Source organism: Burkholderia sp. Bp9012, assembly GCF_003853825.1.
Taxonomy (GTDB): Bacteria; Pseudomonadota; Gammaproteobacteria; order Burkholderiales; family Burkholderiaceae; genus Burkholderia; species Burkholderia diffusa.
The window spans coordinates 38746-52720 of record NZ_QTQA01000017.1; the positions used below are offsets into that span (position 1 = coordinate 38746).

Genomic DNA, 13975 nt, shown 5'->3' on the forward strand with positions numbered 1-13975 from the left:
CTTCGCTGGATGCCGGCCCGGACGCCCGCTCACCCGAGCGCCGCGATCAGGTACGGCTGCGCGACCGATAGCTTCAGCATGCGCGCCATCTCGACCACCGGGCGCAGGCGCCGTGTCTTCTTCATGTCGTGATTGCCCGCGATATCGGCCAGCCGGTGCGCGAGGAACGGGTTCAGGAAGCGTTCGCGCACGTCATCGAGGTAGGCCAGCGCCGCGTCGCGCTCGCCGAGCGCATCGAACACCGGCATCACCTCTTCGCTCCACACCGCCTCGAGTGGCGCGCGGTACGCGGGATCGTCCATCGCTGCGCCCACCGTCATGTCAGGCGAGCCGCCGCGCGTGCGCCATTGTTCGGCGAGCACCGTGTGCCCGAGATTGAGCAGCAGCAGCTTCAGGCGCTCGTAGCGTTCGAGATCGTCGGTCACGACGATGTCAGGGTGCTCGCACGGCAGCGTCATCCTCGCCGTGCGCCGCACCGCCCACAACGCATACGGTTCGGCGATCGCGCCGACCGGGTGAATCGGCTCCGACACGATCCGGTCGACGACCGAGTTGACCCACACGCAGCCGTCGATCAGGTAATCGACGAAAGCCGCGTCCGCGCGCCAGCCCCGCGCGACGGCAACCACCAGGTCGCGCAGCGTGTCGCCGTTGCGCGCGACGAGCTCGCACGGAAGCAGCGTGACGGGTGCCCCGCCCGCGCGGAAACGCTCGTGCAGCAGCACCGCGAGCTTCGCCGCGAAACCGCGCGGCGCGCGGTGGCCGGCAAGCAGATCGGCCCCGTCGTCGTCGAACGGTGCATAGCCGCTGTCGCCGGTGTTGGACACGATGGCCCGGACCTCGCATGCGACGCGCTCGCGCAACCGCGCCCAGTCGTCCGCCGCATGCAACGCTTCCGTGATCGCCGTGCAGTCGACCTCGCGATCGATCGTCTCGCCGTGCCGCCGGCCGCGAATCCGCACCGGGTAGCGCCCGGTCGCGCGCAACGCATCGATGCGGGCACGGCTTTCCGCGCTCGACGTCGTCTGCACCACGGTGATCGCACCGAGTGCGCGGCTGGCTGCCAGCGCTTCCGACACGAACAGGTCGACGTGCGCCTGGAGGAAGCGGCTGGTGCCGAACTGCAGGATCGGGTTGCCCATCGGTTCGCGCTCCGCGTTCAGCATTCGACGAGTGCCTTGATCACGCCGGCGTCCGGTTCGAGGAGTTCCGCGAACCGGTCGGGCAAGTCCGCGAGCGTCAGCGCGTGCGTCTTCAGCGCGTCGGTCGGCACCCGCCCCGCACGCATTGCGTCGAGCACGGTTTCGAAATCGGCCGGCGTCGCGTTGCGGCTCGCGAGCAGCGTCGTCTCGCGCTTGTGGAATTCCGGGTCGGAGAACGAAATGCGGCCCTTCACGAGCGAGATCAGCACGTACTTCCCGCCGTGCGCGACGAAGTCCAGGCCGCGCTCCATTGCGACAAGATTGCCGGTGGCGTCGAACACGACATCGAAGAATTCGCCGTCGGTGAGCGCCGCGAGGCGCTCGACATCGGCGCCGGCCCCGCTCGTGTCGAGCGGCACGGTGGCGTGCGCGCCCAGCGCCGTCGCGCAGACCGCCAGCCGGTCCGCGCGGCCGTCGAGCACGCTGACCTGCGCGCCGCGCAGCATGGCGAAGATCAGCGCGGCCATGCCAATCGGGCCCGCGCCGACAACCAGCACGCGTTGCCCGGCCCGGACCTCGGCACGCGCGACCGCGTGCGCGCCGATCGCGAGGAATTCGATCATCGCGGCCTGGTCGAGCGTGACGCCGTTGGCCGCGAACACGAAGGCCTGCGGAACGGCGAGGTATTCGACCATGCCGCCGTCGGCGTGCACGCCCAGCACCTGGATCCGGGTGCAGCAATTGGTCTTGCCCGCACGGCACGCGACACACGTACCGCACGACAGATACGGCATCACGTAGACCTGGTCGCCGGCCTTGACGCGTGCGCCCGCCGGCGCCGTCTCGACGACGCCGGCCAGCTCGTGCCCCATCACCCTGGGATAGGCGAGGTACGGCTGGTTGCCGGTGAAGATATGCATGTCGGTGCCGCATACACCAACCCGCTTCACGCGGATCAGGACATCGTCGGGGCCCACGGCCGGCACCGGGCGCTCGGCAACGACCAGACGACCGGGTTCTTCACAAATGACGGTTCTCATCGGTATCTCTGTAATGGGTGAAACAGGACGATGTGGCGCGTGCCACCACTAAACTGGCCTGACCAAACACATGCTATTGGTCTGGCCACCATTGGTCAAGCCAATTGCCGGGCATTTGGGGAAATCCCTAGAAGGCATGGTGACAAAGCGCGCATCGGATGGCTCGGATACGCCCACCTTTCCGCTTTTTCATTGGGCGTAAAGCGGAATCGGCAAGAACCGACTGGATTGAAAACTTGGTAAGGCCAATTAATCCATCCAGCTCCCTGCGACATCGAGCGACGTGATCGACTTGGCATGAATTGGTCAGGCCATTCAAAGTGCAGTAGACTGATCGCTTCGGAACAGACATCCGCGGTATGCGGCAAGGGGGAGCATTGCTGGACCAGTTCAAACAGGTGGATACACGCCGCCTGTATCAGCGCATCGCCGACCAGATTCGTTCGCTCATCGATGCGGGGCGGTTCGCCGACGGAGAACGCCTGCCGCCCGAGCGGGATCTGGCTCAGCAGCTGGGCGTGTCACGCCCGTCGGTTCGAGAGGCGCTCATCGCGCTGGAAATCGAAGGCATCGTCGAAGTCCGGATGGGCTCCGGCGTGTTCGTGTGCCCTCCAGCGAAGGCGTCGAATACCGCGGCGACACCGCTGGGCGAAAACCCGATCGAACTGACGAGCGCCCGCGCCGCACTGGAGGGCAGCGTCGTCGAACTCGCATGCGCACACGCGACGCCCGAACGGCTGGCGCCCGTGCGCCGCGCGGTCGATGCAATGCGGTCCGCCATCGCGGAAGGCCGTTCCCCGCTGCAGCACGATCGCGAATTTCACGTCGCGATTGCGGCGATGACCGGCAATTCGGTGCTGGTCAGGCTGGTGGGCGAACTGTTCGACGGACGCCACAGTCCGATCTCGTCGCGCGTCAGCGCGCGCACCGAAAGCAGGCAGACATGGGCCAAGGCTTTCGACGAACACGAGTCCATTCTTCACGCGCTGGAAAACGGCGAGGTGCTGATGGCCCAGGCGGCCATGCGCACGCATCTCTATGCATCGCAACGACGCTGGCTGGAACAGGAGCGAAACTAACGCTGGCGGGCCGTCCATGAAACGCGTGCGGCCCGCGAACCAAACGGTTCGGCGTCCTGCTTGAACGCGGCATTCGCGCGGAAGATCGCCGGGAAACCGGTATCGGGCGCCAGGTTGACGTTGCCGTCGCGGCCCGACGACGGCCTGAAATCGGGCTGCTACGAATCCGCCCCGCCTCCGGCGATCTCGATCGACGTCTCCCAGCGGAAATAGCCGGACACGGCACCATCGCGGTCCAGTACGGCGAAATCGGCCGTACACGTGGTGGCGCCCGCGGCCAGCACATCGCTGCGCCAGTAGTGGTCCGGCATCGGCCGGCACTGTGGATGGAGCAGGTCGTCGTCGGACGGCACCGGTGTCGCGGCATCGCGCACCTCCGGTTCGATCGGCGCGACGATGCCGGCATCCTTCAACGCGAACCGGATGAACAGAACGCTCGCTTCGGCACGCAGCGCCAGCGCCGTTTCGCGCAGGCGGAGCTGGTCGCCCGGCGACAGGCCGGCAAAGAGCCGGCTGTCGTTGCGGCCGAGCGGCCCGGTGTCGCCGGGGCTCACAACGTAGATGTGCCGGCCGTCGATCACGGTCGGCATATCGGCGTTCCGGCTCGCATCGGGATAGGTCGACAGCAGCGTGACGGCATCGACGATCGCAAGCACATCGCAACGAAGACCAGACATGGCACGTCCTCCGGAACGGGAATATGACGCGAGCGACCGCCACGCGGCCGCCCGCCGGCCGAGATCAGTTGTGGATCGAGATGAACGGATCCCACTGATAGCAACCCAGCGACTGGCAGTTGCGGTCGATGATCTGGAAGTAGAAGTGGTAGGTGACGCGGCCTTCCGACAGCGTTTCCGACGACCAGTAGTAGTTGTCCACCTTCTGGCAGGTCGGCGTCGAAGGCGAGCTCGGATTCGGAATCGGGATCGATGCGGTGGCCTTGCGCGGCGTCGGCGTCGAAATCAGGTCCTTGCCCTGGTTGGCGATGAAGCCGTAGAAGACCACCTGCTTCTCGAAGCCCAGGGACAAGCTCGTTTCGCGCCATCGGATCAGGTCGCCCACCTGGGCTTTCAGGTCGAGTTCGCCGCCCGCCTGGCCGGAAACGACGTTGTCCTGGTTCGTGACCATGTACACGTGCTTCCAGTCGATCAGCGTCGGGGTTTTCGGATCCCGGCTGGGGTTCGGATATTTCTGGAGAATCGTTTCGGTATCGATCGAGACGAGCACATCGGTAACGCGTGACATAGAAACTCCCGTTCAGGTAAATGGGGCTGCCGGTGCGCGGACCGTTCCATACGACTTCCGATCGCCGATCGAATGAAGAATCGCATGAAACCTTGAAAATTCAATTTGCCAACGCGATTTAAATTTACATCGATCAGCAATCCGATAAACCTGTAAACGCTGACAGCTCCCACCTGATTTTATAGAGACCGTTATTTAATAAAACAATATTATCAATTGTCTCAATACTTCATGCAGTCCGCGATAAAGCAAAGTGGACGGGGCAGGCGCGGCCGCCAGGCTGGCGACGCGCAGACCAAGAGGAACACTCCACCGTTTCAGCAGTATTTCTATTAACACCGCCCTTTCCTAAAAAAACCTCATTCACTTGATACGTAAATATGTGAATTGAATCCCGAATTCCACACCAAATCAAAACAAAATGATCGCGCGCGCAACGCGCATTATTTCGCCCCGCACGCCACCAGACACGATTAATAAAAAATCCGAACCATAACCACGCCCGTTACTCGACATTGTCCGAAACGTCCGTCATCCGGATCATGTGCGGCTTCACCCCCTCATCGTCCGCCGCCTCCTCCTTCGGATGGATCAGCGCTTCGAGCCGCGCCTTCGTCGCGATGAATTCGGGCGTATTGACCTGCGAATAGTCGCGCGGCCGCGCCACCGGCACCTCGATCAGTTCCTGCACGCCGCCCGGGTTCGCCTTCAGCACGAGAATCCGGTCCGCGAGGAAGATCGCCTCGTCGAGATCGTGCGTGATGAACAGGATCGTCACGTCGATATTGCGCCAGATGTCGAGCAGGTGTGTCTGCATCCGCGCACGCGTCTGCGCGTCGAGCGCGCCGAACGGCTCGTCCATCAGCAGGATGCGCGGACGGTTCGCGAGCGCGCGGGCGATCGCCACGCGCTGCTTCATGCCACCCGACAACTGATGCGGATACACGTCGGCGAAACGCGTCAGTCCGACCAGGTCGAGCCACTGCAGCGCCTCTCGCTCGGCTTCGCCGCCGCTGCTGCCATTCATTCGGAGGCCGAACATCACGTTCTTCTTCACGGTGAGCCACGGAAACAGCGTATAGCCCTGGAACACCATCCCGCGATCGGCGCCCGGCCCCTGCACGGGCTTGCCGTCCAGCAGCACCTCGCCGCTCGTCTGCGCCTCGAGCCCCGCCAGGATGCGAATCAGCGTCGACTTGCCGCAGCCGGACGGACCGATCACGCACACGAACTCGCGCCGGTGGGTGCGGAAGCTGATGTCGTCGAGCGCGACGCACTCGCCCTGCGGCGTCGCGAAACGCTTGCCGACATGCCGCACGTCGAGAATCACGTCGCGGGCTTTGAGTCGCGCGAAGCGCTCGCGCACCGCGTCGGATTGAATCAGGTAATCGGGAACGGCTTGCGGATTCTGCATGATGCCCTCTACGGAAATCGGTCGATGGATGCGCGTCGACGGGCGTCACGCCTTCAGCGTGCGGTCCCATGGAAACAGCTTGCGGCCGAGCAGTCCGAGCACGATGTCGGTGCCGAGGCCGATGATCCCGATCATCAGGATCGCCGCGTATACGTTGTCGAAATGCTGGTAGCGCGCCTGCTGGCTGATGTACCACGTGATGCCCGAGCTCGTGCCGACGAGTTCGGCCACGATCAGGTAGGTCCACGCCCAGCCGAGCAGGATCCGCTGGTCGCGATACAGATCCGGCAGCACACCCGGAATCACGACGTGCGTGAGCAGCTGAAGCTTCTTCGTGCCGAGCGTCATCGCGGCCTCGAACAGCCCGTATTCGAGCTTGCGCGTCGTGTTCGCAATGATCAGGACCTGCTGGAACAGCGTGCCGATCACGATGATCGCGACCTTCGGCGCGTCGTAAATGCCGAGGATCGCGACCATCAGCGCGCCGAATGCGGGCGCAGGCAGATAGCGGAAGAACTCCAGGAACGGCTCCTGCAGCCGCGCGAGCGCGCTGAAGGTGCCGCAGACGATGCCGAGCGGCACGCCGATCGCGGACGAGATCACGAAGCCCCAGAAGATGATCCGGATGCTGTGCCAGAGGCTCTCGTGCAGCCACACGCCATCACGCGATGCGGGCGGCGTCGTGAACGCCGTGTAGAACGCGCGCAGCACCTGGTGCGGCGCAGGCAGGTATACCGGGTTCGCGCGCACGCCCTCGGGCACGGCCGCGTGCGTCGCACGCGCATGCGCGAGCTCGTCGTCGAACACGTCGCGGTCGATCTGCATGCCGGTCTGGAAATAGTCGACGCTTCCCGGATTCGTGATGCGCATTTGCGGATGCCAGACGAACGGCACATAGCTGATCAGGCACCAGACGGCGAACGGCAGCAGAAAGGACGCCAGGCCGAGCGTCCATTTGCCGCGCGCCGTCAGCTCGCGGCGAACGGCGAGCCAGCCGGTCGTGTTGCGGGTCGTTGACATGGGAATCTCCGTATCGTTTCGGGTGCCGGTCGCGCGGGTGCCGGAGCAACGCGCGACCGGACGTTCATTGCAACGCGCCGCTGGCGGCCTGAGCGCGGTATGCGCGCCAGCCGCCGAAGCGCGTGATGTCCTGCGCATCGTCGAGCGCCGCGCTTTCACACAGGAAGCCCTGCACCCGCGAGCCGTCCGCGAGCGTCAGCGTGCCGATGCCGAGCGGCGCCGCAATCCCGGCGACGAAGCTGCCGTATGCGTCGACGGGCATCTCCCAGATCTCGACCGCGATCGGCGCGCCGCCGTCCGGCACGCGCACGAGGCCAGGCTTGGCGACGCCACCGCAGGCCGCCGCGGACAGCGCATAGAGTCGATAGGCGGCAGCCGTCGTCGTCGCGGCGACGAAGTGCGCGCCCCGCTGCGTGAGCTGCCCATTCAACGGCTCGCCACGCAGATGCGCGCCGACGACGGCCACGCGCACGACAGCGGACGACGCGTCGGAGGCTGATGCCACCGGCGCTGGCGACCCGGCATCCCCGACGGCCGCATCGCCGGCAGCGACGGCGCCGCCGGTCCACGCCTGGGCGAGATCGAGCAGCCGCGCATCGTCGTTTGCGCGGCCGACGAACGTGATCCCGAACGGCAAACCCGCATGCCGCCCGCTTTCGCACGTGCCGGCCGGCACGGCGATCGCCGACAGGTCGAGCAGGTTGACGAAATTCGTGTAGTAGCCGAAGCGCGAGTTGACGCCAATCGGATCGGCTTCGAGCGCGTCGACGGTCGCGGTCGTCGCCGAGGTCGGCATCACGATCGCGTCGAGCCCGTCCCATTCGCGCGCCGCCTCGACGCGCAGCGTCGCGAGCCGGTCGAATGCCGCGAACGCGTCGGCCGCGCTGAAGCGCGACGCGCCGCCGACGATTTCGCGGATCACCGGATGCAGCGCATCGGGTTCCCGCGCGGCGAATGCGCCGATCGCGGCGAGCCGCTCGGCAACCCACGGGCCGTCATACAGCAGCCGCGCGGCCGCCAGGAACGGGCCGAAATCGATCTCGACGACTTCCGCGCCGGTCGCGCGCAGGCGTTCGAGCGCCGCGCCCCAGGCCGCGCGATACGATTCGTCGCCGAAGAATTCGAGCTGATCGGCGCGCGGTGCGCCGAAGCGCACCTGCGCGAGCGGCCGCGCCGGATGCGCGCGCAGTCCGCCCGCGCCCGCCGGCGGCTGCCACGCGCGCCCGTAAGGATCGCCCTCGGTCACGCCATGCGCGACGTCGAACACCGCCCGCGCATCGGCCGGCGAGTGCGCGAACACCGACACGCAATCGAGCGACCGGCAGGCTGGCACGACGCCGAGCGTACTCACCACACCACGGGTCGGCTTGAGCCCGACGAGGCCGTGGAACGCGGCCGGCACGCGCCCGGAACCGGCCGTGTCGGTGCCGAGCGAGAACGTCGCGACGCCGAGTGCGACCGCCACCGCCGACCCGGAACTCGATCCGCCCGACGCATAGCGCGGATCGAGCGCGTTGCGGCACGCGCCGTAAGGCGAGCGCTGTCCCGAGAGCCCGGTCGCGAACTGGTCGAGATTGGTCTTGCCGACCGGAATCGCACCGGCCGCGATCAGCCGCTCGACGACGGGCGCGGTGCGCGCCGGCGTGTACGCATACGCCGGGCAGGCCGCCGTCGTCGGTATGCCGGCGAGGTCGATGTTGTCCTTGATCGCGAACGGCACGCCGTAAAGCGGCAACGACGCGACGTCGCGCCCGGCGAGCGCGTCGGCATACCGCGTCATCTCCGCGTGCGTCAGCGGACGGATCCACGCATGATGCGGGTCGCCGGCGTCGAAATGCGCGGCGATCGCGTCGACGAGCGCATGCGGCGTCAGGTCGCCCGCCACGTAGCGCGCGCGCAGCGCGGCAATCGAGCGCAGCCCGGGCAGGATGGAACGTTCCGCCGTGCTCATGCGACCTCCTCGGCGGCGCCCGCCTTCATCACCATCAGCCGCTGGCCGGCCACCACCGCCGCGCCCGGCGCACAATCGATCGTCTCGATCGTGCCGTCTTCCGTTGCCGTCACCACCACCTCCATCTTCATCGACTCGACGATCGCGACGACCTGCCCTTCGGTCACGCGCTCGCCCGCCTCGACCAGCACCTTCCACACGCTGCCCGACACGTCCGCGGCAATCGCCCGCTGCGTGTCGTCGAGCGCGCCCGCTGCCCGCGCCGCCTGCGCGTCGCCCTGCTCCGCGTCGCCGACGTATTCCGCGTGCCCGGCCGCCCGCCATCGCTCACGCTCGGCTTCGAACGCGGTTTGCTGCGCGTCCTTGAACGTCGCGATCGAATCCGCCTCGTCGCGCAGAAATCGGTTGTATGCGCCCAGATCGAACACGGACTCCTCGATCCTCAGCGCCGCGCGGCCCGCGATGAAATCCGCGCGCAGCGCGGTCAGCTCCGCCTCGCTGACTTCGTAAAAGCGGATCTCGTCGAAGAAGCGCAGCAGCCAGGGCTTGCCGGCCTCGAACTCGCGCGTGGTGCGGTGGCGGTTCCACATCTGCACCGTCCGGCCGACGAACTGGTAGCCGCCGGGCCCTTCCATCCCGTACACGCACAGGTACGCGCCGCCGATGCCGACCGCGTTCTCCGGCGTCCAGGTGCGGGCGGGGTTGTACTTCGTGGTCACCAGCCGGTGCCGCGGATCGATCGGCGTCGCGACCGGCGCCCCGAGGTAGACGTCGCCGAGCCCCATCACCAGATAGCGCGCGTCGAACACGATGCGCTTCACGTCGTCGATACTCGCCAGGCCGTTGATGCGCCGGATGAACTCGATATTGCTCGGGCACCACGGCGCATCGGGCCGCACCGACTGCATGTAGCGCTCGATCGCGACGCGCGTCGACGGGTCGTCCCATGACAGCGGCAGATGCACGATGCGGTTCGGCACGCGCATGTCGGCCACGTCGGGCAATTCGCGCTCGGCGGCCTGCAAATGCGCGAGCAGCGTGGCGAGCGGCAGCGTCCGCGCGTCGAACTGCACCTGCAGCGAACGTATCCCCGGCGTCAGGTCGAGCATGCCGGGCAGCCGGTGCGCGTCGAGCCAGCACATCAGCGCGTGCACGCGAAAGCGCAGGTTCAGGTCGAGCACGAGCGGCCCGTATTCGACGAGCACGTTGCGATCGCCCGAGCGCCGGTACACCACGCCGATGCCGCCGCCGGCCGACGGGTCGCGATGCAGCACGCAATCGTCCGGCGCGCCAGCGGATGCCGCGGGCGCGATCGCGATCGCGATCGAGGCGGCGGCAGGCGCGGGCGATACGCGGGCGCGCACGAACTGCACGGTATCGCCCGGGCGCAACTGCCCGAGCTTCCACAACTCGTCGCGCACGACCGTCACCGGGCACACGAAGCCGCCGAGGCTCGGACCGTCGGGGCCCAGGATCACCGGCATGTCGCCGGTGAAATCGACCGCACCGATCGCATACGCGTTGTCGTGGATGTTCGACGGATGCAGGCCTGCCTCGCCGCCGTCCACGCGAGCCCATTGCGGCTTCGGGCCGATCAGCCGCACGCCGGTGCGGCTGGAGTTGTAATGGACCGTCCACTGCGTGCCGTAGAGCATCGCGATGTCGTCGGGCGTGAAGAAATCGGGCGCGCCGTGCGGCCCATCGAGCACGCCGAGCGTCCACGCATGCGTCAGCGCGGGAACGTCGGCCGCGGCCAGCGTCGCGCCCGCGTCGCCGCGCCCCGCGTCCGCGTGCAGATGCAGCACGTCGCCCTTGCGCAGCGCGCGCCCCGCGTGGCCGCCGAACTGGCCGAGCGTGAAGGTCGCCTTGCTGCCGAGATAGTCGGGCACTTGCAGCCCGCCCTTCACGGCGAGGCATGCGCGCACACCCGCGCCCATCACGCCGCCGAGCTTCAGCACCGCGCCGGGCCGCGCGCGCAGCACCTGCCAGAACGGCGCGGGCTCGCCATCGAGCGTGGCCGCGAGCGGCGCGCCGCCGAGCACGAACAGCGTCGCCGTGTTGAAGCGCAGCGTCGCGCCGACCATCGTGAATTCCAGCCCCGCCGCGTCGCGCGCGTTGCCGAGCAGCGCGTTCGCGAGATCGAACGCGCGATCGTCCATCGGGCCAGACGGCGGCACACCGACGCTCCAGTAGCCGACGCGCCCGGGGGCCTGCTGCACGGTGGTCTGCACGCCGCCGTCGAGCACGTCGATCGTGTGCGGCGCGAACGAGAAGCGCGACAGGAATGCCGTCGTCGGCGCGCCGCGCGCGAACGTGTCCGAGCCGACGACGGCGCGCAGGTAGTCGAGGTTGGTCTCGATCCCGTACAGCTCGGTACGCGCGAGCGCGGCCTGCAATGCGGCCAGCGCGTCGCGCCGCGTATCGCCGCGCACGATCAGCTTCGCGAGCAGCGGATCGTAATGCGCGCTGATCTCGGTGCCCGCTTCGATCCAGCCGTCGACGCGCACGTCGTCCGGAAACGCGACGTGCGTGAGCAACCCCGCGCTCGGCTGGAACTGCTTGTGCGGATCCTCCGCATAGAGCCGCACCTGGATGCTCGCGCCGCGCGGCGCGACGGCGAGCGTGTCGAGCGGCGGCAGGTCGCCTTCGGCCTGCAAGATCATCCATTCCACGAGATCGACGCCCGTCACCGCTTCGGTCACGCAATGTTCGACCTGCAGTCGCGTATTCACCTCGAGGAAATAGAACTGCCGCGCGTTCGCGTCGAACACGAATTCGACGGTGCCGGCCGACGCGTAGCCGACCGCGCGGGCGAGCCGCACCGCGCTCGCATGCAGCGCATCGCGCTCGGCGCCGCTCAGGTCCGGCGCGGGCGTTTCCTCGATCACCTTCTGGTTGCGGCGCTGCACGGAGCAATCGCGTTCGCCGAGCGCGATCGCGCCGCCCAGCCCGTCGCCGAAGATCTGCACTTCGATGTGCCGCGCGTGTTCGACGAACTTCTCGAGATAGACCCCCGCATGCGCGAAGTTCGCGTTGCCGAGCCGCACGACGGATTCGAAGGCCGCCTCGAGCTGCGCGGCATCGCGGCAGAGCGACATGCCGATCCCGCCGCCGCCGGCGGTGCTTTTCAGCATCACGGGATAACCGATTGCGTCGGCTTCGGCGAGCGCCGTCGCCACGTCGTCGAGCAGGCCCGTGCCCGGCAGCAGCGCGACGCCCTGCGCAGCGGCGAGCGCGCGCGCGGTGTGCTTGAGACCGAACGCACGCATGTGATCGCCGCGCGGCCCGATGAAGCGCAGGCCCGCTGCCTCGCATGCATCGGCGAAACCGGCATGCTCGGACAGGAAGCCGTAGCCCGGATGCACGGCCTGCGCGCCGGTCTCGCGTGCGGCAGCGAGGATCGCCGCGACGTTCAGGTAGCTGTCGGCCGCCGGCGCGGGCCCGACACGCACCGCTTCGTCGGCGAGCGCCACGTGACGCGCGTCGCGATCGGCATCCGAATAAATCGCGACCGACGCGATGCCGAGCCGCTTGAGCGTGCGGATCACGCGGCACGCGATTTCGCCGCGGTTCGCGACGAGGACCTTGGCGAACCTCATGTTGCCTCCCGCGAACGAGAGTGAGCGTGGGTGTAGTTCATTGAGCCTCCCAGATCGTGAGGCGCACGGGCGTCGGGTTGTAGCCGTTGCACGGATTGTTGAGTTGCGGGCAGTTCGAGATCAGCACTGTGACGTCCATCTCCGCGCGCATCTCCACGTACTTGCCGGGCGCGGAAATGCCGTCCTCGAACGTGAGCCCGCCGAGCGGCGTCACTGGCACGTTCATGAAGAAGTTGACGTTGCCGACGAGGTCGCGCTTGCCGAGCCGCGCGCCCGCGCCGCACGTGCAGTGCGCAATCGCGTTGAGGAAGCTGTCGCGGCAGTTGTGCATGTAACGCTTGTCGAGCGCATAGCGCACGGTGTTGCTCTCGGCCGCACACGCGCCGCCGAGCGTGTCGTGGCGGCCGCAGGTATCGGCGACGATCGTCACCATCGGGTTGCCCCGGCTGGACAGCAGCACGCTGCCCGCGCTCAGGTACAGGTTGCGTTGCGCGCGAATCGTGTCCTGCGCGCTGTAGCGCTCCTCGATGTCGTCGGTGCGATAGAACAACGTGTCGACCGCCTGGTTGCCTTCCAGGTCGAGGATGCGGAAGACCTGTCCGCGTTTCAGGTCGTGCAGCCACGGTTCGCCGGCTTTCAGCGTGGTGTCGTGGATCGCGTCGCGCGGGTGGAGACGGCTTTCGATGATCGGCATTGAAGGGCTCCTTACGCGAACAGGCGGTCGGTGTTGGCGAAGCCGCGCATGTTCTCCGCGCATGCGCGGCGGCACGAGTCGTCCTCGGGCGCGGCGCCGTCCGCCGGATACGCGCGGTACGCGATCAACTTCACGGGCTTCGGTGCGTAGTCCGCACGCGGATCGAGCGGATGCGGCGCGGTCGAGAACGCCGCCAGCGTGTTCATCTCGAAGCGCAGGTCGAGCGCGCTGCCGGCCGGCGAATGGCCGGCGACGAAATCGAGCGTGCCGTCGTCGCGTGCGTCGAGCCTGCTGAAGAAGTTGACGTTCGCGGCGAGATCGCGCGCCGACAGTCCGTATTTCGCGAGCTCGAGCACGAGGCTGTCGCGACCGTTGCGGATCATCGCGTTGCGATCGGCCTGGTACGAGGTCGTGCCGTACTTGTGCGCGAACAACCGCGCATCGCCGACACCGCCGAGCGGGTCGTGCCAGCCGAGCGTGTCGGCCGTGATCGACGCGATCACGCGCCCCATGTCCGTATACAGCGCATGGCCGCGCGTGAGGTGCGCGGTGTGCTGCGCCTTCAGCGTGTCGGCCATGTTGTAGCGTTCGAGCGGATCTTCCTGGCGATGAAAGACGGCGGACAGGTTCGCGCCGCCGTCGACATCGACGATGCGCAGTGCGAGGCCGCGGCGCAGGATGCCGGACCAGTGGGTTCCTGCGGGGATCAGCGTTTCCCACGCGACGTGTGGCGGTGGCACAAGGACGGGGACGGCTTGGGGGCTCGGCGACATGGCGGCTCCGTGGTCGGT

Annotated in this window: 11 protein-coding genes; 1 reads left to right on the forward strand and 10 read right to left on the reverse strand. The window is 67.5% G+C overall.

What is annotated here, in order from left to right; all coding sequences use genetic code 11:
• Positions 1–29 precede the first annotated feature (29 nt).
• Both DIE11_RS22660 and DIE11_RS22665 read right to left on the reverse strand, forming a co-directional pair.
• Entirely contained in the window at positions 30–1142 is a 1113-nt protein-coding gene (locus tag DIE11_RS22660) for a mannitol dehydrogenase family protein (RefSeq protein ID WP_124627168.1), read from the reverse strand.
• A gap of 17 nt (positions 1143–1159) precedes the next feature.
• Positions 1160–2182, reverse strand: coding sequence for a zinc-binding alcohol dehydrogenase family protein (locus tag DIE11_RS22665; protein WP_124627170.1), 1023 nt, complete (start codon positions 2180–2182; stop codon positions 1160–1162).
• Positions 2183–2559: 377 nt separating this feature from the next.
• Between DIE11_RS22665 and DIE11_RS22670 the strand changes: the two genes are divergently transcribed.
• Positions 2560–3261: a FadR/GntR family transcriptional regulator gene (locus tag DIE11_RS22670; protein ID WP_226117223.1), complete on the forward strand. Its 702-nt coding sequence runs from the start codon at positions 2560–2562 to the stop codon at positions 3259–3261.
• Between the two features lie 158 nt (positions 3262–3419).
• Here the strand turns inward: DIE11_RS22670 and DIE11_RS22675 are convergent, their stop codons facing one another.
• The 8 genes from DIE11_RS22675 to DIE11_RS22710 form a co-directional block, all read right to left on the reverse strand.
• Positions 3420–3938: an AidA/PixA family protein gene (locus tag DIE11_RS22675; RefSeq protein WP_124627174.1), complete on the reverse strand. Its 519-nt coding sequence runs from the start codon at positions 3936–3938 to the stop codon at positions 3420–3422.
• 64 nt (positions 3939–4002) lie between these two features.
• Positions 4003–4506, reverse strand: a complete 504-nt coding sequence (locus tag DIE11_RS22680; protein WP_124627176.1) for an inclusion body family protein — start codon at positions 4504–4506, stop codon at positions 4003–4005.
• Between the two features lie 505 nt (positions 4507–5011).
• Entirely contained in the window at positions 5012–5920 is a 909-nt protein-coding gene (locus tag DIE11_RS22685; protein ID WP_059606234.1) for an ABC transporter ATP-binding protein, read from the reverse strand.
• 45 nt (positions 5921–5965) lie between these two features.
• On the reverse strand, positions 5966–6940 hold the full coding sequence (locus DIE11_RS22690; RefSeq protein ID WP_059449282.1) for an ABC transporter permease: 975 nt from the start codon (positions 6938–6940) through the stop codon (positions 5966–5968).
• Between the two features lie 64 nt (positions 6941–7004).
• Positions 7005–8891 (reverse strand): allophanate hydrolase, encoded by a 1887-nt coding sequence (atzF, locus tag DIE11_RS22695; protein WP_124627178.1) that lies wholly within the window; start codon positions 8889–8891, stop codon positions 7005–7007.
• Entirely contained in the window at positions 8888–12490 is a 3603-nt protein-coding gene (gene uca / locus DIE11_RS22700) for an urea carboxylase (RefSeq protein ID WP_124627180.1), read from the reverse strand. Before uca ends, atzF begins: the two co-directional genes overlap by 4 nt.
• Before the next feature lie 37 nt (positions 12491–12527).
• Positions 12528–13184: an urea amidolyase associated protein UAAP2 gene (locus DIE11_RS22705; RefSeq protein ID WP_124627182.1), complete on the reverse strand. Its 657-nt coding sequence runs from the start codon at positions 13182–13184 to the stop codon at positions 12528–12530.
• An 11-nt stretch (positions 13185–13195) separates the two neighbouring features.
• A complete protein-coding gene (locus tag DIE11_RS22710) occupies positions 13196–13957 on the reverse strand; it encodes an urea amidolyase associated protein UAAP1 (protein WP_124627185.1) in 762 nt (253 codons plus the stop codon).
• Positions 13958–13975: the final 18 nt, after the last annotated feature.